Origin of the sequence: Haloferax sulfurifontis ATCC BAA-897 (assembly GCF_000337835.1) — an archaeon.
Classification (GTDB): Archaea; Halobacteriota; Halobacteria; order Halobacteriales; family Haloferacaceae; genus Haloferax; species Haloferax denitrificans.
In genome coordinates this window covers 79,626-100,337 of sequence record NZ_AOLM01000012.1, presented here as the reverse complement: position 1 = coordinate 100,337, position 20,712 = coordinate 79,626, and the positions used below count along the sequence as shown (strand labels likewise).

The following is a 20,712-nucleotide window of genomic DNA, read 5'->3' as shown; positions in this document are numbered from 1 at the left end:
TACCGGGGCGACTCACCGACGCAGACGCCGACTCACCACGCCGCCCGCCGCGCCCGGTTCCGGGCGTCGACGAGGGACCACCCGAGCGCCGCGAGCGTGGCGAGACAGACAACGAACAGCGCCACGACGACGCCGACTCGTCCGACTGCGGCGTAGTAGCCGGCGCTGTCGATGACGCCGGCGAAAAGCAGGCCGAAGGCCACGAGACTGAGCGGGCGCGCCCACAACTGCCGTCGGACGAGTCCCGCACCCGCCACCAGAAGCGACACGCCGGTCAGCCCGCCCAACACGAGCGACGCGAACAGCGAAAACGGGTCGGTCCGCGGCTCCATCACCGGGCCGCCGTCGACGGTCAACGCCCAGATGACGAGCGTCACGGCTCCCATGACGAGCGCGTAGCCGCCCACCGTTCGCTCCCAGTCCATCTCGTTGCACTCCGTTCCGTCCCCGCTAGACGCGCTCCCGACACAAATACGCATCTCCGGGTTCTCGCGCGGGAGAAGGTGTGTGCGCCCGGAACGTGTTCGAATCCGACCGATCCGAGAGCCGTGGCCAGTCAGGTCGTGCATCACGTTGACATATGTCAATAGTCAGAAAACTTATTAGCGCCCTCCGAGTGGACTCCGTCCCATGTTCCCCGACGAAATCGTGACCTCGCGGCTCAGGCTCCGGGCCCTGTCGCGGGCGGTCGTCGACCCGTTGGACGCCTACGACCGCTTCGCGGCCTCGCGGTCGGACACCATCGAAGAGGAGACCGAGTACGTCACGTGGAACCCCCACGAGACGCCCAAGGAGACGCTGGAGTTCATCGAACAGGCCGAAAAGGGCCACGAGTCGGCCGAAAACGCCATCTACGCCGTCTTCCCCCGCGACGGTGAGGACGGCGCGGGCGAGTTCGCGGGCACCGCCGGCTTCAACCCCGAGTGGGACAAGCGCCGGGCCGTCTTCGGCATATGGCTCCGCGCGGAGTTCTGGGGCCGCGGCTACTCCGGCGAGCGGGCGGCCGCCTTCTTCGCCGCCGTCTTCGATGTGCTCGACCTCGACGTCGCGCTCGCGTACGCCATGCCCGAAAACGAGGCGTCGTGTCGCGCCATCGAGAAGTACACCGACCGCTTCGGCGGGCGGGAAGACGGTCTGTTTCCCAACGAGACCGTCGACGCCGACGGGACGCCGCGCGACGTTCGCGGTTGGTCCGTGACCCGCGAACAGTGGGAAGACGCCACCGGCGGCGACTACGACGCCGAGTTCCGCTGGGAGGGCCGCGAGTGAGCGACCTCTACCCCGCGGCCGTCGAGACGCCGCGGCTCCGCTTGGTCGCCCGCCGCCCGAAGCACGTCGGCGTCCACGAGGCGTACGACCTGTGTTCGGCCCCCGAGATGGACGACGTGACCCGGCACATGCCGTGGTCGCGCCACGAGACGCCGAAAGTGACGAAGGAGTTCCTCGACCGCGGGGAGTCGAGTTGGACCGACGCCGAGAGCGCCGACTACGCGATTATCCCGCGCGACGGCGAAGCGGGCGCAGGCGAGATTGCCGGGTTCGGTGGCCTCCACACCGAGTGGGACCGACGCGTCGGAGAACTCGGGCTGTGGCTCCGCCCGCGCTACTGGGGCCGCGGGTACTCGGGTGAGCGCGCCGCGGCGCTGGTGGCGCTCGCGTTCGACGCGCTGGACCTCGAAGTCGTCTCGGTGTCGCACGTCGTGTCGAACGAGAAATCCAAGCGAGCGATAGAGAAGTACATGGCGGCGCTCGGCGGCGGCCTCGACGGCCGCGAGCCAAACAGCATCGTCATCGACGGCGACCCGACCGATGAACTCCGCTACAGCGTCTCCCGCGAGGACTGGCTGGCGACGACCGGCGGCGACTACGACGCCGAGTTCCGTTGGGACGCCGACCCCGACGACGTTCGCTGAGCCGTCCGTATTCGCCACCCGGGACCGCACCGGGAACCGCGCCGGCGACGACGCGGCCGCCCTTCAGACCGCCGTCGACGTGGGTCGCGATGTGGACCCCTCATCTGCCACATCGTACCGCGAGACACCCACGCACGGCGGCCACGAGACATTTAGGGGAGAGCGACAATCGCTTCCGACACGATGTCAACGACACCTGAATCGACGCCCGGTTCCACACCATCGACGCTTCGGTCGGTCGGCGGCGGCGGCGTCGCCGGTCTCGGAGCGGCCCTGTTCGGCTACCTCGTGACGTACCTGCTGTCCTCCTCGACCATCGAGAACTCGACGGCCAGTCAGGTGCTCGAAGCCCTCGGCTCCGACATCTCGACGTGGAAGGTCGTCGGCTGGGTGTTCATGAGCGCCCACGGCGTGACGACGCGGTTCCCCGGCCTGTTCGGAACGACCTCCAGCGCGAACCTCATCGAGAACGTCGAGGCGTTCTCGCCGGTGCTCTACGTCGTGCCCGTGGTCGCGCTCCTCGCCGCGGGCGCGCTCGCGGCCGTCGTCAGCGGCGCGTCCTCGCCGCAGGAAGGCGCGCTGGCCGGCGTGGGAACCACCGTCGGCTACCTCGTCTTCGCGCTCGCGGGTATCGCACTGTTCACCGTCAGCGTCGGCGACGCGGCTATCAGTCCCGACCCGGTCACGTCCGCGCTCCTCGCGGGCGTCGCCTACCCCGCCGTTCTCGGCACCGTCGGCGGCGTCGCGGCCACGGCGCTCCGGTAGTCACTGACGCCCGCTCGCTCGGTTCTCCGATTCCTCGGTTTCCCGACCTCAGAGGTCGCGCGCGACGAGTTCGCCCCAGTGGTCGAAGCCGTAGCGCTCGTAGAACGCCCGCGCCCGACCGTTCGCCTCGTCCACGTCGAGGACGATTCGGTCCAGAGGGAGGTCCTGCGAGCGCGCGTGGTCCAACACGGCCGCCATGAGTTCGTCTGCGACGCCCGTGCCGCGGTAGTCGGCGTCGAGGAATAGCTCGTTGAGCACGGCGGCGTCCCAGATGAACGTCATCTCCTCGGGGAGCGCGAAGGCGTAGCCGACGAGCGTCGTGTCCGCGCCGTCGCGACCGTCGCTGGTGCCGTCGTCGCCACCCTCGCCGTCCTCGCCGTCCTCGCCACCGTCCGACGACGCCTCCGCGACGACGACGCACCCGGGGTCGTCGGTCGCACAGCGCTCGACCCACGAGAGGTATCGCTCGCGGTAGTCGTCGGTGAGTTTCGCCTCGTACGTCGACAGCTTGTCGTCGCCGCCGGTCCCCTCGCCGATGCCGAGTTCGAACCCGCGTTTCAGTTCCCAGAACGCGGCCGCGTCGCCCGGTTCGTACGGCCGCACCTCGACGCCGTCCGGTGTCTCGCTCATGCACGCGGGTGCGTTGCCATCGGTTATGAACGCTCGGAGTCGCGGCCGCGTTCCCGGCTCACTCCGAGGAGCCGCGAAGCCGCTCCGACAGGAGTCGCCCGCCGACCACACCCGCCCCGAGGACGACGAGCATCAGTTCCAGTCCGGACGAGGCGAGCGGGGCGATTCGCTCGACGTTCTCGGGTTCCGCGCCCGGCGACGGGTCGACTACAGTGCTGTAGTGGAGCGTCTCCGTCGTCGGCGGCGGCGACGCGGGCCGTAGCTCGACGAACGTCTGGACGAACCCGCGCGTGCTCGACCACTCGGCGCGCCCGCTAATCGAGTAGAACGCGTCGTGAAGCGGGTAGAAAGCGTTGACGCCGTTGGTGAACAGGTCGGGGAAGACGCCGCCGCAGAGGAGCGCCGCGATGCCCACCCACGCGACTGCGACCCCACGGTCCCCCCAGCGACCGCGAATCGCGGAGCGCTCGGGGTCCCGAATCCGCGTGTCGTAGACCACGAGCGCGGCGAGCGCGAGCGGGAGCAACAGCGTGTGGAGGAGCGCGCGGTGGCTCCCCGGCAGGAGCGTGCTGGTGAACGAATCGAGGTCGGGGACCGCGGCGGCGACGAGCGCGACGCCGACCGACCGGGCGTCGAACCAGCGACCGAGGAGGGCGGCACCGACGAGTCCGCCGACCGCGACGTGGACGAGGGTCGATGGCATACCGCGTAGTGGTCGGCCGACGACCTTCAGGGTTCCCACGGGGTTCGTCACGCGACGACTACCACTTTCGACATCCTTTTGCGGGATACTCACGCAGGTTGTCCCATGACTCACTCGTCCGCCGGACCGAGGTGTTCGCGATGACCGCGGCACCGCGCGACGACCTCGCCCGCCGCATCGCGGGCGAGATTACCCTCTCGGACGACCCCGGCGCGACGCTCCGCAAGTGGCGGACCGACTTCGACATCTCCCAGACGGCGCTCGCCGAGCAGTTGGACGTGTCGTCGTCGGTCGTCTCCGACTACGAGAGCGGCCGCCGCGAGAGCCCCGGTATCGGCGTCATCCGCCGGATGGTCGAAGCGCTCCTCGACATCGACGAGGCCCGCGGCGGCAGTCGCATCCGGCAGTACGCCCGCGTCCTCTCGGCCGGCTTCGAGAGCGACATCGTCCAGGACCTCCGGGAGTACCCCACGTCGATTCCGCTGGACAGCTTCTACGACGCCATCGGCGCGACCCCCATCGTCGACGGCGACCAAGACCGCATCAGCGGCCACACCGTCATCAACAGCATTCAGGCCATCACGCGGCTCTCTTCGGAGGAGTTCTACCGACTCTACGGCCAGTCGACCAGTCGAGCGCTCGTCTTCACCGGCGTCACCCGCGGCGAGTCGCCGCTCGTCGCCATGCGCGTCGTCACGCCGACGCCGAACGCCGTCGTCCTCCACGGTCTCACGGAGGACGACCTCTGGGAGCACGCGCCCGCGCTCGCCACCATCGACGGCTTCGCTCTCGCCGTGACCGACCGCGACTTAGACGAGATGCTCGAAGACCTGCGGAAGCTTCCCTGAGCTCGCCGCCGTCTCCCGCTTTTTCGGACCCCTCGATTCGGACAGGTCCGCTCGTTCGGTTCGAATGTCCAGAGTGTCCGACAGAAGGAGAAAAAAGCCGAAGGGCGGCCGCGACGATGTCCGTCCATGGACATTCGCGCCCTGCACTCGCACCTCGAAACGGCGTTCGAGTACCCGGTCACGACCGAGCGCGTGCTGGAACGCGCCGGCGACATCGAGGTGGCCGCGCCGAGCGTCGACGACGCCGAAACCGTCGAGACCATCCTCGCCCCGCTCGGATCCGAGACCTACGAGTCGGCCACCGACCTGTACAACACGATACTCGGGAGCGTGAGCGACGACTACATCGGCAGAAAGTTCTACGACGACCGAGGGGCGGACCCGGCGGATTCGTGGTCGATACTGCCGGACCAAGCCCGCTCGTTCTGACGACCCGGCGCGAACGCGGGCGCTCACACGTCGCCCGGCCGTGCAGTCGGTCTGTTATTCGACGTATTCGTAGCGGCGCTCGTTCATCCGACCCCAGCCCGTGAAGACGAACTCGGCTTCGGGTTGGGTGAACTCCTCGACCTCGATTTCCTTTTCGTGGTTGTGCACGTCGTGGATGAGCTCGTAGTCGTCGAAGGAAATCTCGGTGCGGGCCGCGAGCTGGTCGTCGACGTCCACGGCCTCGATTTCGTCGAGCCACGTCTCTTGGACCGTCTCGGCGTGGATTTCCGCCTGCGCGCCGGAGCCGTAGGAGCCGACGAGCAGTTGCTTGCCGGTCATCTCCTTTCCTTCGTCCGCGGCGGCGATGAGCGCCGACAGCCGGGCGATGTGGACCGAGCCGGTGTACCAGTTGCCGACGCGGCTGGAGATGTCGAGCGTCGGCTCGATGACGCGGCCGTACCAGTCGCGGTACTGCTCGGTCGTCTTCAGCTCGTCCATGTAGCCGCGGATGGCCTCCTCGTAGTCGTCCCACGTCTCGAAGTCCGCCTCGCGGGGCTGGCGACCGATCTCGGCTTCGAGGTCGTCTTCGATGTCGGTGTCGCGGGTCATGTGACGGAAGCCCAGAAGCGCCGCCTTCCGGACCATGCCGGGGAACGGCGTGTGGAACGGGATGTACTCGAACAGGTCGGGGTGGGTGCGACCCGCGACGCTCTCGTAGTCTTCGAGCGCCTCGCGCATCCGAGCGAGATACACCTGCATGGAGCGCTTGCCGTCCACGGAGGGGAACTGCTGGTTCGGCTTGAGGAAGTCCGTCTCGTCCATACTGCCGTAGCCCTGCTCGGTCGAGAGTTCGACGAGGTCCGGGTCCTCGTCGATGAGCATCGCGACCGCGCCCGCGCCCTGCGTCGCCTCGCCGGGGTCGCCGCGCTCGTAGAGGGCGGTGTCGGTGGCGATGACGAGCGCCGCGCGCCCGCGATTCCGACCCGCCTTAATCCAGTTGTAGGCGTCGTCGAGGCTCTGGGTGCCGGCGATGCAGGCGAACTTGCGCTCGCCCTTGTTGGCGTGGCGGAAGTCGCCGTCGTACACCTGTTCGAGACAGCCGGCGATGTACGTCGACACCGGCTTGGAGTTGTCGAACGCGGACTCGGTCGCCACGTCGATGCGGCCGATGTCCGCGGGCGTGAGACCCTTTCGGTCCATCAGTTTCTTGGCGGCGTTCGCCCCCATCGTGACGATGTCCTCGTACACGTCCGGGAACGACGACGTGTGGAGACCCAGACCCTTCGTGTACTTCTCCGGGTCTTCGCCCTTCACCGGCGCGAAGGTGTTGGGGAGGTCTAACACGAGTTTGCCCGTCCAAATCTCCATGGCGTCGATGCCGACGGAAGTCATGGTCGATGCTACAGAACCGAGGGATAAGGTTTTGTCGATGGGGAGTTACGTCGGTTGTCGAACTAGGGGTCAGTGCCGTCCGCGACGTCGTCGACCGTCTGGATGTCGACGACGGCACCCGTGTTGTCGTACACCAGTATTCCGACTCGGTAGTCAGTCTGCGCGCCGTCGGACCTGATAATCTCCACGTTATTACGGTTCCGGTCGGTCCGTTGGGTCGTGTCCGTCGCCCCGTTGCCGTTGAGGTTGAGCGCCACCAGTTCGACCCGACTAAAGTCACCGGTCGAGACAGCGTAGTCTGCGCGGTACCTGACTTCGTTTTGTCCAGTGTTTGTCTGATCTTCGATGTTGAGAGAGTTGATGGATGCGCTACTTCCGAGCGACAGGTCGGCGTTTTCGTTCCGGTTCCGCGCGTCGGCCACGTCGGTCACGGTCTGGGAGCTCTCGACGTACTCGCCGTTCGGTCCATCGTAAATCACGTCAACCGTGACTTCGAACGTCTGTTCCGCTCCGTATCCGGGTTGCAGCCGAACGCTCCCTCGTGCCGCCGTCTGCTGTTCGGAATCGAACGCGGAACCCTGCGTCGAATCCATCTCGACTTCGACCCGCTCGAACGAGGCGTTCGTCTCTCCAATATCGTAGGAGACGACGAAGTCAGGGTTGTTCGTGCGGATGTCGGTAAGGTCGTCGACCCGCATCGAGATGGACGGCTGCGGGGACGGCGTGCTATCCGTGACAGTCACAGTCGTCGTTCTCGTGCTCGTCTCCCCGTCGTCGTCGGTGACCGTCAACTCGACGGTCACGTCGGTGTCCCCCGAAACGCTGTCGGGCGCGTTGAACGTCGGTTGTGCGGAACTGGGATTCGACAGACTCGCCTGTCCCGTCGGGTCGTCGGTGATGGACCAACTGTAGCTGGTAATCGACCCGTCGCTGTCCGAACTCCCCGAGCCATCGAGCTGTATCGACTCGCCTTCGGGGACGCTGTACGGACCCGTCGTCCGGGGAGTCGGCGGAGCGTTCACGCCGCCTTCCGGCTAGGCGTTAGCTTCGAACGAGAACGTCTTGGCGTCGACGAGGCCCGACGGGAGGCGGTAGGTCACGCGAACAGAGAGCCACTCGCCGGTCATGTCGACGTTCGTGTCGCCGTCGTAGAACTCGTACACGTAGAACCGCGCGGACTCGCCGCTGCCGACGACGGGGTTCGATCCGCCGATGTCACCGCTCTCGTCGATATCGATTGCGAGCCCGTCTTCGGGCACGTCGACGTACTCGTTCTGGGTAATCTGGTAGTCGACGAGGGCGTCGCCGCTCGGCGACTCGACGTACAGCTCTGTCTCTCCGGGGTCGTCGTTCCCGCCGTCGACCCGGTCTGAGAGTCCATCGATGCTGTCGTCGTGCGGGTTGATCACGACGTTCAGGAGTTCGACGGAGTCGGAGCCGACGTTCCGAAGCGAGAACTCGACGCCGCCGGGCGTCGAGAAGAAGTCGTCGTCGTCGCCGTCGCGGGCGACTGCGTCGTTCTCATAGAGGAGTCCGGCGACGCCACCCTCGGTGGCCTCCCCGCTCGAAACGGTGATTTCGACGCCCGCGTCCTGCCGCGTACTCGGATTGAACGTCGCGTCGTCGAAACTGCCGAGCACCTCGGCGGTCCCCGCCGAGTCGCCCGTCACTGTCACTCGAATTCGCCCCTCCGAGTCGGTCGTCGGCCTCTCCGGGTCGATTGAGGCCGAACTCCCGCTCACAGAGAAGTTCACTGAGACTCCGGAGACGGGGTTGTTGTATTGGTCCCGGACTTCGAAAATGAGTGTCTCGGTGTCTCCCGACCCGATGCTTCGAGGCGAGGCTCCGTCGACGACCGTCAGGTAATGCGCCGGTGGGTCGTCGACGCCCGACCCGACGCCGACCGCTCCGACGCGGAGGTCGTACGTCACGGGCTCGCCACCTTCCTCCCCTTGCATCTCGATTACGACGCTGTCACCGGTGCCGTTTCTCACGTCGTAGACGTAGTCGTCGTTCCCCTCTGCGAGAAGGTCACGCCACTCGTCCACGGATAGTTCCGTCGGCACGCTGATGGTCACATTCCCCGACGCGTTCCCGGTCACCGGGACGGTCCGCGTGGCGGGGCTGACCGCCTGCGCGTCGACGGTCGCGGAGCCGACGCCGTTTTCCGAGTAGTTCCCTTGGAGGACGACGAGCGAAATCGTCCGGCCGCTGATGAGTGATTGCTTGTCGTTGAGCGTCCCGGAGTAGCCGGTCTCGAACCGGTTGTACGCGACGGTGTTTTCGTACACCGTCGTCGGGGGCGACTGCAGAACGTTGTAGTTCGGCCGGTATTCGAGCGACTTTGTCTCGTACGTGAGACCGCCGTTCACGTAGTCGCTCGTCTCGGCTTCCCCCGTCTCGACGTTCGTGAGGGTGAGACTTCCGAGTTCCCGCGTCTGCAACGTTCCCGAGACGGGGCCGGGGTTGACGAACAGCGTCCGGCTCGGATACCGCGTCCCCAACGAGACCGTCGAGGGGCGGGCGGTCGTCTCCGACGAACTCTCGATGATTGCACCGCGAAGCGACTCGAACTGGTTCTGAACCTCTTGGTTGTGCAGGAACTCGACCTGTTCGTTCTGATTCGGGACGACGGTCGCTTGGTACATCGACATCGAGATGATGATGATACCGAACAGCAGCACTGCGCCGATTTGGACAGTGACCGCTCTCTCGTCCCCCCGAAAGTCCATATGACGTGAAGATATCCGAACGGGAAAAAGACTCCTACAGCAGTCAAACCGCGAGAGGCCGGATTCAGTCTTCTTCTTCGACGACCTCGGGCTCAGAGAGGCCGCTCTGGAGGCTGTCGAGGCCGTTGACCCACTCGGTGACGAGTCCGAATTCGAGTTCGTCGAGAACTTCGATGTCGAGGTCCTCGCCGTCGATGACGCGGGTGCCGACCTGGACGATGTAGCCGAGCGCGCTGTCGAGGTCGTCTGCGGCCTCGGCGTCGGCGGCGGCGCGGATGTAGGCGTCCATGTCGTCTTCGAGTTCGGCGGGGCCGGCGACGATGAACTCCTCGGCGGCGAAGAAGGCACACGAGAGGCTCGTCTGGACGCTCCCGACGAGGATTTCGGCCTCCTCGTTCTCCGTCTCGAACTCGGGTTCGGCCATGACGATGTCGTGGACGGTCGAGAGCTCGTCGAGCGCCTCCTCTTCGCCCAGCGTGTCGTCGTCGTAGGCGGTCAGAATCTTGGCGATGGCGATGGCCGCGTCGTTCTGGATGTTCATCAGGAGACGGCCGGTCTCCTCGCTTTCGAGGTCTAAGTCCTCTTCTTCGACGCGCGTCAACCAGTTCTGCCAGCGTTCCGGCGAGTAGTATCGTTCCTCGGCCTCGGTCATACCTACAACCTCCCGTGCCGGACTCAAATGCCTTTCTTATCCTGCTTGTGACCGTGTGAGACGACGACGTGGGAGGAGACGGCGCGATTCGGCTCGTGCGCCGGTCTCTGGGGCCGCGTCGCGTCGCCGGCTATCGGTCGAGCGTCGCCTCGGTGTCGACGCCGTAGACCGACGCGGGCGTCTCGACGTGCGCGTTTCGGACGGCGGCGTCGCGGCCCTCGTCGAGGAGCCAGTCGACGCGCCGGGGGACGGTCTTCGGCCCCATCACCGCGCCGGGGCGGTCGGGGTCGTCGATGAAGTCGGTCTCCATGAGGAAGGGCTCGCCCCGCTCGGCGGCGTCTTCGAGGCGGTCCTTGTCGCTCATGACGCTCGGCGTGCCGCCGGTCAGGTGGCCCTGCGCGTAGTGTTTGATCACGCGCTCGCCCGGGACGCCGCGTTCGTCGGCCCACTCGGCCACGTCCGAGAGGTCGGTCGTCGACTCCGTGTGGAGTTGGAGCGCGCAGTCGCAGTCCGCGACGAGGTCGAGGCCGTGTCTGAGGACGGCGTTCGAGGCCTCCCAGACCGCGTCGGTGACCTCGTAGTGCGGGCGGCCGGACTTGAGCGCGAGCGCGTCGCCCTCGCGGACGAACTCGGCGGCGGTGTCGAGACCCGCGCACATCAGGTCGCGGGCGGCCTCGGGGTCGTAGCCGCGGTCGTCGACGAGCTTCGAGACGAGGCCGGGGTGGACGCCGAGCACCGGCCACGCGCGCCCGGGAAGAATCTCGGAGGCCTCGCGGACGACCTCGACGGTCGTCTCGAAGACCGGGCGGAAGTCCTCGCCGGTTTCGACCTCGTGGCCGAGGAGCCACGAGGGCTTGTTGACGACGAGGAGGTGCGTGCCGCCGCTCCGGGCGAAATCCTTCACCGCCTCCAGTCCGCGCCCGTGGTCCGGGTCGAGGTGGAGGTGGTTGTCCACGACCGGCGTGTCGAACTCCTGCATGGGCGAGTGGTCGGTCGGGGGAGGAAAAAGCGAACCGTTCGCGGTCGGCGCGGTGCGAGGCGGGGCGGTTCGACGTCGGTGTCGGCTCAGTCGTCGCCGTCGTCGAGGTCGTCGAGCGTCATCGCGTGGGTCGCCGCGTTCTGGAGCGCGTCCGAGCGGCCGTAGCTCCCCGGCGCGATGGCGACCGTCCGCAGGCCGTAGGCGTTGGCCGTCTCCAAGGCGGGCTTGAAGTCGGTGTCCCGCGAGGCGACCGCGATGACGTCGGCGCGGTCCTCGACGGCGTAGCGCGTGAGGTCGACCGCGAGCTTCACGTCCACGTCGCCGCTCGTGACGACGACCTCGAACCCGCGCGCCTCCGCGGCCTGAATCAGCCCCGGCGTGGCGTGCTCGTCGAGGTAGAGCCGCGCCGCGCTCAACTGGTCGCCGAGGGAGCGCGCCGCCGCCCGGATGTCGTCTAAGTCCACGTCGAACTCGTCGCGGAGGACGTTCGGCCCGTCCACGAAGAGCGCCACTCGGCCCGAGGGAAGCCCGTCGGGGCCGACCAACCGCCGCAGGAGGTCCATACATCTCCTCGCCCGGTTTCGGGTTTATAAATTTCGAGGGAGTCTCACCGGGGTCCCCTCGCCCGCGACGCGTCGCGCGGCCGCACAGTCTCGTTTCCCGAGACCTCGCGATGCGCTGATACGACCGGGACGCGTAGCTCACCCATGGGTGGGGATGCACAGACGGTCACCGTAGGGATTCTGGGGTTCCACGACAGCAGGGAGACGAAAGCCATCAGCAACGCGGTCACGGCGCTCGGTCACGAGGCCGTCTGGCTCCACGAGGAGGCGGTCGGCATCGACGTGTCGCGGGCGGGCGTCGCGCTGGACCCCGACGTCGACGTGGTGGTCAACCGACTCCTGCTGTCGAAATCGACGAGCCCGCTCGAAGACCTCTCTATCGCCAGTTGCTACGCCGCGGTTCGGCCCGTGCTTAACGACCCGCGGAGCGTCCTCGTCGCCGTCCACAAACACGCGACGTCGAGCAGGCTGGCCGCCGCGGGCATCCCGGTGCCACACACGTACATGGCGACGGCGGACGCCAAGTTGAACGCCGCGCGCGACGGGTTCGGGACGCCGGTCGTCTACAAGACCGCAATCGGGACCAACGGCGGGGGGACGTGGCTGGTCGACCACGACCGGGCCGTCTCGGCGACCGTCGACGGCCGCCGGGCGTTCGTCCAGCAGTACGTCGACGCGAGCGAGCGCCACCGCGACCTCCGAATCTACGTCGTCGACGACGAGGTCGTCGGCGCGATGTACCGCTACGCCCCGGCGGGCGACTGGCGGACGAACGTCGCGCTCGGCGGCGACGTGGAGGACGCGACCGAGGACCTCCCGCAGGGGGCCGCGGGGGCGGCGCTCCGAGCGACGCGAACGCTCGGTCTCGATTACGCCGGCGTCGACCTCATCGAGAGCGACGGCGGCTGGCTCGTCCTCGAAGTCAACCCGACCGCGGGGTTCCGCGGCCTGTTCCGCGCCACCGGGCGGTCGCCCGCGGCGGCCATCGCCGGTCTCGCAATCGAGCGGGCCGGCGGGCGCGTCGACTCGGCGCTCGTCGAGCGCCTCGGTCGCGACCTCGACGGAACGCCGCCCGCGGACGCTCCCTCGCGGGTCCGCGACGAGCGGGTTCCGGTCGTCGGCCACGCCGAGCGCGTGACCGTCACCGGAATCAGCGGGTCGAAAGAGGTGCTCGCCCGCATCGACACCGCGGCGTCGATGACTCGAATCGCTCCCGACTTGGCGGCGGACCTCGGCACCGAACCGTCGGCCGCGGTCGAAGACGGCGCGCCCCCGCGGGTGGACATCGTGGTCGAACTCGCGGGCGAGCGGCGGACCGTGACCGCGGTGCTCGACGAGGAGATGGGACCGGAGACGCCGCTTCGAATCGGTCGGAACGTGCTCCGCGACTACTACGTCGACGTTCGTCGCGGGGTCCGCGGCGACGCGGGTGACTAATGAGACCGGATATATCAAGCCATTCGGTTAACTAGCTCTACTCCCTAGGTTGACTGCGCCCCGTCCCCGATTCGAGAAGCCGTACTTACGCGACACAGTTCGTTTCGACGACCCACCCGCGCTCGACAGCGCGGCCGTGTCGCGTCACGTCCCACTCCGGTCACGACTCAACAGCCGGAGCACGGCCCGCCGAATCGACCACCGGACGCGGGCCATTCTCGGAGAACCGACAGACGGCGAGCGGACAGTCCCGCCCGAGAGACAATCACGGAATAGTTTATAATGATTTACTAAACGCAGTGGCGGGTTTTATGTGTCTAATTAACGTATAGTCGTGTATGTCCGAGACGGCGTCCAGAAATGACCCGAATACATTTACAATCGTAAATGAGGTAAACGACCACGGTGCGGCGACGCTCCGCGGCGACAACGGCTCGACGTACCACGTCACCTCCTACGAGAACAGCAACTTCCGCGACTACCTCGCGAACCACCACGCCGGCGACCGCGTGCGGATGGACATCGTCAGGGCCGGCGTCCGCGCGAACGTCTGGCAGGTGTCGGCGCTCTACCCCGGCGCTGACGAGTGACGCCGGACGCGACGAACGCTCGCGCGCCGCTCCTGCGCCGCCCGTAACCGGGTGAGAGCGGAGACGACGCGGTCGCTGTCGCGGCGGTGACGCGAAAAAACCGAGGTCGAGACCGGGCGCTACTCGTTGACTTCGAGCACTTTGCCGGCCGCGATGGTCTGTCCCATGTCGCGGATGGCGAAGCTCCCGAGTTCGGCGATTTCTGACGACGGTTCGATGCTGAGCGGCTTCTGCGGCCGGAGCGTGACGACGGCGGCGTCGCCGGCCTTGATGAAGTCCGGGTTCTCCTCTGCGACCTCGCCCGACGCGGGGTCGAGCTTCTGGTCTATGGACTCGAACGTGCAGGCCACCTGCGCCGTGTGCGCGTGGATGACCGGCGTGTAGCCGGCGGTGATGACCGAGGGGTGTTGCATCACGACGATCTGCGCCTTGAACGTCTTGGCGACCGACGGCGGGTCGTCGGCCGGGCCGCAGACGTCGCCGCGGCGGATGTCGTCTTTGCCGACGCCGCGGACGTTGAAGCCGACGTTGTCGCCGGGGCCGGCCTCCGGGACCTCCTCGTGGTGCATCTCGATGGTCTTCACCTCGCCGCCGGCGTCGGAGGGCATGAACCGGACGTTGTCGCCGGTCTTGAGGATGCCCGTCTCGACGCGGCCGACCGGGACCGTCCCGATGCCGGAGATGGTGTACACGTCCTGAATCGGGACGCGAAGCGGGGCGTCGGTCGGCGGCGACGGCTCGGGGAGGTTGTTCAGGGCCTCTAGGACGGTCGGCCCGTCGAACCACGGCATGTTCTCCGAGGGCTCGGCGATGTTGTCGCCCTCGAACGCCGAGATGGGAATGAAGCCGGCGTCGTCGGAGTTGAACCGCACCTGGTTCAGGAGCTGTTGGACCTCCTCTTTGACCTGCTTGTAGGAGTCCTCGCTGTAGTCGACGACGTCCATCTTGTTGACCGCGATGATGAGCTCCTCGATGCCGAGGGTTCGGGCGAGGAAGACGTGCTCGCGGGTCTGCGGCGCGACGCCGTCGTCGGCGGCGACGACGAGAATCGCGTGGTCGGCCTGCGACGCGCCCGTAATCATGTTCTTGACGAAGTCGCGGTGACCGGGCGTGTCGACGATGGTGAAGTAGTACTTGTCCGTGTCGAAGCGCTGGTGGGCGATGTCGATGGTGACGCCGCGCTCGCGCTCCTCGGCGAGGTTGTCCATGACGTAGGCGAACTCGAAGCCCGACTTCCCCTTGGACGCCGCCTCCTCGCGGTGCTGTTCGATGATGTGTTCCGGGACGCTACCTGTCTCGAACAGAAGCCGGCCGACGAGGGTGGACTTCCCGTGGTCGACGTGTCCGATGATGGCCAGGTTCTGGTGTGGTTTGTCTGCCATGGGTATCAGGGCGGTGTCGCCCAGTTTGGTAAAATATGACACCCAAAGGTAAATCCGTTTTCCCGGGGCGAAGCGCGTCTCGCGCCGGCTCAGACGGGTCGCGGAAACGGGTTATCAGGAAACGCGAAAACTCAGGAACGCCGTCACGTTGCGACGCCGTCGGGCGAACCGAGCGAGAGTCGAGCGGGGAATCGAAGCGGAAGCCGACGGCTCAGAACTGACGCATCGCGGCGGCCATGTCGGCGAAGGTGGCCGTGCGGCGAACGGACTGCTCGTGAGCGTGAGACGTATCGGCGTTGTCCTTTACAACAATCATAGTAACTAATTCTATCGTTTGGGTAATAAATCTACCGCCGAGGTCGAGACGCGAGAGGGCGTCCGCGCGATATCAAAGGCTAAAGTGTGCTCCTCGCGGAGGTAGTGGTATGGCCCGCGAGGACATCGACGACGTGGACAGGGCGATTCTATACGCACTCCAGGAGGACGCCCGGAACATGTCGTCTGGGGACATCGCAAAGCGAACGGGGACCTCGGACAGCACCGTCCGCAAGCGCATCCAGCGGCTCGAATCCGAAGGCGTGGTCAAAGGCTACAGCGCGAGCGTCGACTATCAGAAGTCGGGCTATCCGCTCCGGATGTTGCTGTACTGCACCGCCTCGATTCCCAAGCGGGGCGAACTCGTCCCCGAGATTCTGGAGATGGACGGCGTCGTGGCGGTCCAGGAACTGGTCACCGGCGAGCAGAACCTCCTCGTGACCGCCGTCTGCGAGACGGACGACGACATCACGTCCATCGCGCAGGAGCTTCTCGACATGGGCGTCACCGTCGCCGACGAAGTCCTCGTCCGCACGCACGAGACGACGCCGTTCGGCGAGTTCGACTCCGAGCGGCACGCCGAGAACGACTCCTGACCGGGCGCGCGCGGCATCCACCGACGAACGGGCCGTTCACGAATCGGTCACCGAGACAGGCGAGCGACCGCAGTCGCCGGGCACCGCGGCGGGGCGACAGCCGTCGGGCCGGCGCACTCGATTCGTTCGCTCGCGCCGCTTCACCGGGTATCAGGCCTCGAGCGAACTGTTCTACGCGGAATCGACTCTGAGAGTCGAGAGTCGACGCCGCGAAACTATAATGTTCTATAATGGCTAATTTGCGAACGGTTTGTGAATGTAGATAGATTTAATAGACAATCTGTTCTCTGATGGGCGTAAGGGCGACCAGTATCCGACCGGGGTGCCGTCCCGGTGACCGAACTGGTCAACGACGAATCGAACGATGTCAGGACACAGCTCGAACCCGACGGTCGGAGCACTCCCGGACGCGGCGGCGGACTCGCCGCTCGCGCCCGTTGCACTAACGCGGCTCGTGTGGACGCTGTTCGCCGCGAGCGTCGCCGTGCTCTTCGCCCGAGTCCGACTCGGGGGCGCGTGGGAGGTCCCCGGCGTCGTCGCCGTCGACGGCCTGACCGTGCTTCTGTGGGTTGTCGTGACGTTCTTCAGCGGCATCGTCCACAGCTACTCGCGCCGCTACATGGCCGGTTCCGCCCGCGAGACGGAGTTCTTCGCGACCGTGTTCGGCTTCACGGTGGCCGTGATGGGCCTCGTCGCGGCCGACCACCTCGCGCTGTTCTGGCTATTCTGGCTCGCGATGGGACTCGCGATGGCGAACCTCATCGGCGTCGTCGACGGCTGGCCGCAGGCGCAGGCCGCCGCGAGCGTCGCCCGCAGGTACTTCCTCGCCAGTAGCGCGTTCCTCGGCGTCGCGCTCGCGGCGCTGTGGTGGGCGACCGGCGCGACGACGGTCTCGGGGGTCGCCGCGAACGCCGACGGACTCGGCGGCCCGGCGTGGCTCGTCGCCGTCGTCGCGCTCGTGCTCGCGGCGATGATTCAGTCCGCGCTCGTCCCGTTCCACGGCTGGCTCCTCTCGTCGATGACCGCGCCGACGCCCGCCTCGGCGCTGATGCACGCCGGGTTCGTCAACGCCGGCGGCATCCTCCTGCTCCGGTTCGCCCCGGTCGTGACCCTCGACGCCACGCTCATGCTCGGTATCGTGGCGGTCGGCGCGACGAGCGCCCTCGTCGGAAAACTGCTCAAGAACGTCCAGTCGGACGTCAAGAGCGAGCTCGGCTGTTCGACCATCGGGCAGATGGGCTTTATGATTATGCAGGCTGGCCTCGGCTTCTTCGGGGCCGCGATTACCCACCTCATCCTGCACGGCTTCTACAAGGCGTACCACTTCCTCAGCGCGGGCGGCGCGGTCGAGCGGACGGCCCCGAGCGACCACGAGGACCACGGGACCGGGGCCGTTGGTTCCGCGGTCATCGTGGCGACCGGACTGGCCGGCGGCGCGCTGTTCGCGGCGCTCACCGGGAAGGGGACGCACCTCGACAGCGGGCTCCTGCTCGTGGCGTTCGTCGTGCTCACCACGCTACACGCGGCCCGCAACGTCGTCGCGCGCGCCGCGCTCCCCTCGACGGTCCGCTACGGCGCGGTCCCGCTGGTCTTCCTTCCTGCCATCACCGTGTACGCCCTCGTCTATCGGGGAATTTCGAGCGTGCTGTCCGGACTGCCGGTCGTCGAGGCACCCGCCGAACTGAGCGCGCTCCACGCGCTCGTCGCCGGCGTCTTCCTCGTCGTCTACGTCGCGATAGAACTCGGCGTCCACGAGCGGAGTCGCCGCCTCTACGTCGCGCTGTTGAACGCGAGCCAACCCGCGTCCAGCACCATTCTGACCGCCACGGAGGACTACAATGAGTACTGAACACAGCATCGAAGACAGCATCGACAAAGCCGCGACCACCGTCGGCTCGGTCTGGCCGGTCCACTCGTTCGTGACGGCCAACCCGCTTTCGGGCTTCGAGGACATGCCGTTCAGCGAGGCGGTCACGCAGGCCGCAGACCTCATCGGCGGCCGCGGCTATCCGACCCCCGAGACGTTCGAAGCCGCCCTCGAAGGGGGCCAAATCGACCCCGCGGTTCTCGACGCGGAACTGGCCGAGCGCGGCTACGAGGGCGAACCCGAGGTCCTGCTGGAGCGCATGGCCGCCGCCGACGAGTCGGGCCACCCAGACGCCGGGACCGACGCCGATGCCGCGCGGGTCGACCGCGTGCTGACGAAGTGGCTGTCGGCGTTCCTCGACGAGGGGCAGGCACATTGGCCGATGCCGGACCGCGAGGACGGCTTCTACAGCGCCTTCCGGTCGATGGCCCCTCACGACGGCCGGATTCCCGACGACGGTCTCGTCGCCGACCTGCCCGAGTCGCCGGTCGAGGCCATCGAGTCCGCGGTAGCGCCGTACCCCGAGAGCCAGTGGGTGCCGATATTCGAAGAGCAACTCGCCGCGCTCCCCGGCTGGACCGGCTTCATCAAGCAACGCGCCGCCGACGGCGGCGAATGGCAGTCCGCGTACCCGATTTCGCTCGTCGGCTACCTCGCGGCCCGCCTCGCGCTCCTCGACGCGTTCGGCGTCGACGTCGCGCCGTCGACCGGATCGAAGAGCGACGAGGCCGAGGCGACCGACGAACTCGCCGAGGCGTTCCTGACCGCGTGGGAGGCGAGCTACCGCGACGAGGTCGTCGACCGCGTCGCCGCCGAGAGCGAGGCGCTCGAAAACGGAGACACCGCGGGTCGCCCGGACGCGCAACTGGTCTTCTGTATCGACACGCGCTCGGAGGTCATCCGCCGGCACATCGAGGACACCGGCGACTACGAGACCCACGGTTACGCCGGCTTCTTCGGCGTCCCGATGGAGTACCGCGGGTACGACGCCGAGGTGGCGGTCGACGCCTGTCCCCCGATTGTCGACCCGCAACACCGCGTCTCCGAGGTGCCGACCGGCGGCGAGGCGGAGGCGACCCACGACCGCTGGTCGCGCTTCCGCGAGGCGGCGGGCGAGGCCATCGAGGCGCTGAAGACCAACCCCGCGACCGCTTTCGGCTTCGTCGAGAGCGCGGGGAGCGGCTACGGGGTGGCCCTCGCGGCCCGCACGCTCGTCCCCGGCCGCGTCGCCGACCTGCTCGGGAGCGCCGACGACGCGGTCCCCGACAACCACGAGTTCTGCGACCAGGTGGTCCACCACCAGCACTCCTACGCCGGCGACCTCCCGGTGGGGCTGACCGACGAGGAGAAAGTCGAGTACGCCGCGAACGCCTTCGGGCTGATGGGCTGGGAGGAGTTCGGCCGGCTCGTCGTGTTCGCCGGCCACGCCAGCGAGACGGCGAACAACCCCTACGATTCGAGTCTGGACTGCGGGGCCTGCGCCGGTAACCCCGGCGGCCCGAACGCCCGCGTCCTCGCGGCTATCTGCAACGACGAGACGGTCAAAGCCGAACTCCGCGACCGCGGGTTCGACATCCCCGAGGACACGGTGTTCGTCGCCGGCCAGCACAACACGACGACCGACGAAATCGAACTGTACGACGGCGACGTGCCCGAGAGCCACGCCGACGACCTCGACCAGTTGCGCGCGGACCTCGCGGTCGCCCGCGAGCACGCGGCCGCAGAACGGACGGGCGCAGACGGCGCCGCGGCCGTCGGCGAGGCGGAGCGCCGCGCCGCCGACTGGGCCGAGACGCGCCCCGAGTGGGGGCTGGCCGGCAACGCCGGCTTCGTCATCGGGCCGCGCGAACTGACGAGCGACCTCGACCTCGACGGCCGCGCGTTCCTCCACTCCTACGACCACTCGACGGACCCCGACGGCGACGCGCTCGAAGCGATTCTCACGGGCCCGATGGTCGTCACCCAGTGGATTAACATGCAGTACTACTTCTCGACGGTCGACAACGCCGTCTACGGGAGCGGGTCGAAGGTGACCCAGAACCCCGTCGGCAACGTCGGCGTCTATCAGGGCAACGGCGGCGACCTGATGACCGGCCTCCCCCTCCAGTCGCTGATGGCCGCCGACGACAGGCCGTACCACCAGCCGCTCCGCCTCTCGACGATTATCCACGCGCCGGTCGACCGCGTCACCGACGTGCTGGCCGACCACGAGGAGCTGACCGAACTGCTCGACAACGACTGGCTCTCGCTGACGGTCGTCGACCCGACGCAGGACCACCGCGCGTTCCACTACGAGGAAGCACTGACGTGGTCGCCGGCGGCCGAGCAAGTCGAAGCGCGCCCGGAACCGGAGACGCCGCCCGCGCCCGCCACCGCGGACGACTAAGCGCTCCGCACTCGTCCCGAACGCGCTCTCGGTCGGGCGCTGGTGAGCGCGTCACCCGAAGCTCCCCGGAAGGTCGCCAAAATCGCTCGGCTCGTCCGCTACCGGTCCGCTTCGACGACGGTGAGTTTGACCTGATGGACGCCCTTCAGCGGTCGAATCCGAGAGAGCAACTCCTCGATTCGCTCGCCCGTCCCGTCGACGGCGATAGACTCCAGACAGAGGTGGTCGCCGAGGTGGACGTGATGGACCGCGATGATGGTCTCGGTGAAGTCGTGTTGCAGTTCGGTCAGCTCCTCGCTCACGCCGCTGTGGTCGTGCTCGTAGAGGACGACGACGGTTCCGCTGAGGCTCCCGGAGAGCCCCGTCTGTTGATTGAACTCCGTGACGAACGCGCGAAGCGCGTCTCTGGTCGCCTCCGAGCGGCTGTCGTACTCGCCGTCGGCGACCACGTCGTCGAGTTCGGAAAGCAGACTCGGCGGGAGCGTGACGCTCATCCGGTCGACGTCCTGGCTCATACTCTCGCCTTTTCGCAC

General features: G+C 67.4%; 21 protein-coding genes. 10 read left to right on the top strand and 11 right to left on the bottom strand.

The window, feature by feature from the left end:
* Positions 1 to 32: 32 nt before the first annotated feature.
* The gene (locus tag C441_RS07525; protein ID WP_007274577.1) at positions 33 to 425 is read right to left on the bottom strand and encodes a hypothetical protein; all 393 of its coding nucleotides are present in this window, start codon (positions 423 to 425) and stop codon (positions 33 to 35) included.
* A 205-nt stretch (positions 426 to 630) separates the two neighbouring features.
* On the opposite strand from C441_RS07525, the gene C441_RS07520 reads away from it, so the two are divergent.
* From C441_RS07520 to C441_RS07510, 3 genes are all read left to right on the top strand, one after another.
* On the top strand, positions 631 to 1,269 hold the full coding sequence (locus tag C441_RS07520) for a GNAT family N-acetyltransferase (protein ID WP_007274576.1): 639 nt from the start codon (positions 631 to 633) through the stop codon (positions 1,267 to 1,269).
* Positions 1,266 to 1,913 (top strand): GNAT family N-acetyltransferase, encoded by a 648-nt coding sequence (locus tag C441_RS07515; RefSeq protein ID WP_007274575.1) that lies wholly within the window; start codon positions 1,266 to 1,268, stop codon positions 1,911 to 1,913. Before C441_RS07520 ends, C441_RS07515 begins: the two co-directional genes overlap by 4 nt.
* A gap of 183 nt (positions 1,914 to 2,096) precedes the next feature.
* Complete coding sequence (locus C441_RS07510; protein ID WP_007274574.1) at positions 2,097 to 2,678, top strand: hypothetical protein; 582 nt, start codon at positions 2,097 to 2,099, stop codon at positions 2,676 to 2,678.
* Positions 2,679 to 2,726: 48 nt separating this feature from the next.
* On the opposite strand, the gene C441_RS07505 is transcribed toward C441_RS07510, so the two are convergent.
* A complete protein-coding gene (locus C441_RS07505; protein ID WP_007274573.1) occupies positions 2,727 to 3,308 on the bottom strand; it encodes a GNAT family N-acetyltransferase in 582 nt (193 codons plus the stop codon).
* Between the two features lie 58 nt (positions 3,309 to 3,366).
* The gene (locus tag C441_RS07500; RefSeq protein ID WP_007274572.1) at positions 3,367 to 4,011 is read right to left on the bottom strand and encodes a metal-dependent hydrolase; all 645 of its coding nucleotides are present in this window, start codon (positions 4,009 to 4,011) and stop codon (positions 3,367 to 3,369) included.
* Between the two features lie 140 nt (positions 4,012 to 4,151).
* Between C441_RS07500 and C441_RS07495 the strand changes: the two genes are divergently transcribed.
* Positions 4,152 to 4,859, top strand: coding sequence for a helix-turn-helix domain-containing protein (locus tag C441_RS07495; RefSeq protein ID WP_004969763.1), 708 nt, complete (start codon positions 4,152 to 4,154; stop codon positions 4,857 to 4,859).
* Positions 4,860 to 4,985: 126 nt separating this feature from the next.
* Complete coding sequence (locus C441_RS07490; RefSeq protein ID WP_007274571.1) at positions 4,986 to 5,288, top strand: DUF5789 family protein; 303 nt, start codon at positions 4,986 to 4,988, stop codon at positions 5,286 to 5,288.
* A 54-nt stretch (positions 5,289 to 5,342) separates the two neighbouring features.
* Here C441_RS07490 and hmgB read toward each other — a convergent pair whose 3' ends face one another.
* From hmgB to C441_RS07465, 6 genes are all read right to left on the bottom strand, one after another.
* Entirely contained in the window at positions 5,343 to 6,680 is a 1,338-nt protein-coding gene (gene hmgB, locus C441_RS07485) for a hydroxymethylglutaryl-CoA synthase (protein WP_007274570.1), read from the bottom strand.
* A gap of 62 nt (positions 6,681 to 6,742) precedes the next feature.
* Positions 6,743 to 7,702, bottom strand: a complete 960-nt coding sequence (locus tag C441_RS20265; RefSeq protein ID WP_239640819.1) for a PKD domain-containing protein — start codon at positions 7,700 to 7,702, stop codon at positions 6,743 to 6,745.
* 12 nt (positions 7,703 to 7,714) lie between these two features.
* On the bottom strand, positions 7,715 to 9,412 hold the full coding sequence (locus C441_RS20260) for an Ig-like domain-containing protein (RefSeq protein ID WP_007274567.1): 1,698 nt from the start codon (positions 9,410 to 9,412) through the stop codon (positions 7,715 to 7,717).
* A 64-nt stretch (positions 9,413 to 9,476) separates the two neighbouring features.
* Positions 9,477 to 10,064, bottom strand: a complete 588-nt coding sequence (locus tag C441_RS07475) for a DUF2150 family protein (RefSeq protein WP_004042306.1) — start codon at positions 10,062 to 10,064, stop codon at positions 9,477 to 9,479.
* A gap of 130 nt (positions 10,065 to 10,194) precedes the next feature.
* Positions 10,195 to 11,043 (bottom strand): TatD family hydrolase, encoded by an 849-nt coding sequence (locus C441_RS07470; protein WP_007274566.1) that lies wholly within the window; start codon positions 11,041 to 11,043, stop codon positions 10,195 to 10,197.
* Between the two features lie 86 nt (positions 11,044 to 11,129).
* A complete protein-coding gene (locus C441_RS07465; protein WP_004969747.1) occupies positions 11,130 to 11,606 on the bottom strand; it encodes an NYN domain-containing protein in 477 nt (158 codons plus the stop codon).
* Between the two features lie 144 nt (positions 11,607 to 11,750).
* Between C441_RS07465 and C441_RS07460 the strand changes: the two genes are divergently transcribed.
* Both C441_RS07460 and C441_RS07455 read left to right on the top strand, forming a co-directional pair.
* Entirely contained in the window at positions 11,751 to 13,043 is a 1,293-nt protein-coding gene (locus tag C441_RS07460; protein WP_007274565.1) for an ATP-grasp domain-containing protein, read from the top strand.
* Between the two features lie 338 nt (positions 13,044 to 13,381).
* Positions 13,382 to 13,633, top strand: a complete 252-nt coding sequence (locus C441_RS07455) for a hypothetical protein (protein ID WP_007274564.1) — start codon at positions 13,382 to 13,384, stop codon at positions 13,631 to 13,633.
* 119 nt (positions 13,634 to 13,752) lie between these two features.
* Here the strand turns inward: C441_RS07455 and tuf are convergent, their stop codons facing one another.
* Entirely contained in the window at positions 13,753 to 15,015 is a 1,263-nt protein-coding gene (gene tuf, locus C441_RS07450) for a translation elongation factor EF-1 subunit alpha (protein ID WP_004969741.1), read from the bottom strand.
* A 425-nt stretch (positions 15,016 to 15,440) separates the two neighbouring features.
* On the opposite strand from tuf, the gene C441_RS07445 reads away from it, so the two are divergent.
* The 3 genes from C441_RS07445 (at position 15,441) to C441_RS07435 (ending at position 20,179) form a co-directional block, all read left to right on the top strand.
* Positions 15,441 to 15,926: an Lrp/AsnC family transcriptional regulator gene (locus C441_RS07445; protein ID WP_007274563.1), complete on the top strand. Its 486-nt coding sequence runs from the start codon at positions 15,441 to 15,443 to the stop codon at positions 15,924 to 15,926.
* A gap of 364 nt (positions 15,927 to 16,290) precedes the next feature.
* A complete protein-coding gene (locus C441_RS07440; protein WP_007274562.1) occupies positions 16,291 to 17,775 on the top strand; it encodes a proton-conducting transporter transmembrane domain-containing protein in 1,485 nt (494 codons plus the stop codon).
* Positions 17,765 to 20,179, top strand: a complete 2,415-nt coding sequence (locus C441_RS07435) for a DUF2309 domain-containing protein (protein WP_007274561.1) — start codon at positions 17,765 to 17,767, stop codon at positions 20,177 to 20,179. The genes C441_RS07440 and C441_RS07435 overlap by 11 nt, the downstream gene beginning before the upstream one ends.
* 98 nt (positions 20,180 to 20,277) lie before the next feature.
* Here the strand turns inward: C441_RS07435 and C441_RS07430 are convergent, their stop codons facing one another.
* Positions 20,278 to 20,694: a CopG family ribbon-helix-helix protein gene (locus tag C441_RS07430; protein WP_007274560.1), complete on the bottom strand. Its 417-nt coding sequence runs from the start codon at positions 20,692 to 20,694 to the stop codon at positions 20,278 to 20,280.
* Between the last annotated feature and the right edge of the window lie 18 nt (positions 20,695 to 20,712).

Bases quoted from the DNA above. Each gene is read 5' to 3' on its own strand.
- C441_RS07520 (WP_007274576.1), top strand. From the start codon at position 631: ATGTTCCCCGACGAAATCGTGACCTCGCGGCTCAGGCTCCGGGCCCTG.
- C441_RS07505 (WP_007274573.1), bottom strand. From the start codon at position 3,308: ATGAGCGAGACACCGGACGGCGTCGAGGTGCGGCCGTACGAACCGGGC.
- C441_RS07440 (WP_007274562.1), top strand. From the start codon at position 16,291: ATGTCAGGACACAGCTCGAACCCGACGGTCGGAGCACTCCCGGACGCG.
- C441_RS07525 (WP_007274577.1), bottom strand. From the start codon at position 425: ATGGACTGGGAGCGAACGGTGGGCGGCTACGCGCTCGTCATGGGAGCC.
- C441_RS07455 (WP_007274564.1), top strand. From the start codon at position 13,382: ATGTCCGAGACGGCGTCCAGAAATGACCCGAATACATTTACAATCGTA.
- C441_RS07470 (WP_007274566.1), bottom strand. From the start codon at position 11,043: ATGCAGGAGTTCGACACGCCGGTCGTGGACAACCACCTCCACCTCGAC.
- C441_RS20260 (WP_007274567.1), bottom strand. From the start codon at position 9,412: ATGGACTTTCGGGGGGACGAGAGAGCGGTCACTGTCCAAATCGGCGCA.
- C441_RS07495 (WP_004969763.1), top strand. From the start codon at position 4,152: ATGACCGCGGCACCGCGCGACGACCTCGCCCGCCGCATCGCGGGCGAG.
- C441_RS07435 (WP_007274561.1), top strand. From the start codon at position 17,765: ATGAGTACTGAACACAGCATCGAAGACAGCATCGACAAAGCCGCGACC.
- C441_RS07510 (WP_007274574.1), top strand. From the start codon at position 2,097: ATGTCAACGACACCTGAATCGACGCCCGGTTCCACACCATCGACGCTT.
- C441_RS07490 (WP_007274571.1), top strand. From the start codon at position 4,986: ATGGACATTCGCGCCCTGCACTCGCACCTCGAAACGGCGTTCGAGTAC.
- hmgB (WP_007274570.1), bottom strand. From the start codon at position 6,680: ATGACTTCCGTCGGCATCGACGCCATGGAGATTTGGACGGGCAAACTC.
- C441_RS07445 (WP_007274563.1), top strand. From the start codon at position 15,441: ATGGCCCGCGAGGACATCGACGACGTGGACAGGGCGATTCTATACGCA.
- C441_RS07465 (WP_004969747.1), bottom strand. From the start codon at position 11,606: ATGGACCTCCTGCGGCGGTTGGTCGGCCCCGACGGGCTTCCCTCGGGC.
- C441_RS07460 (WP_007274565.1), top strand. From the start codon at position 11,751: ATGGGTGGGGATGCACAGACGGTCACCGTAGGGATTCTGGGGTTCCAC.
- C441_RS07500 (WP_007274572.1), bottom strand. From the start codon at position 4,011: ATGCCATCGACCCTCGTCCACGTCGCGGTCGGCGGACTCGTCGGTGCC.
- C441_RS07475 (WP_004042306.1), bottom strand. From the start codon at position 10,064: ATGACCGAGGCCGAGGAACGATACTACTCGCCGGAACGCTGGCAGAAC.
- tuf (WP_004969741.1), bottom strand. From the start codon at position 15,015: ATGGCAGACAAACCACACCAGAACCTGGCCATCATCGGACACGTCGAC.
- C441_RS07430 (WP_007274560.1), bottom strand. From the start codon at position 20,694: ATGAGCCAGGACGTCGACCGGATGAGCGTCACGCTCCCGCCGAGTCTG.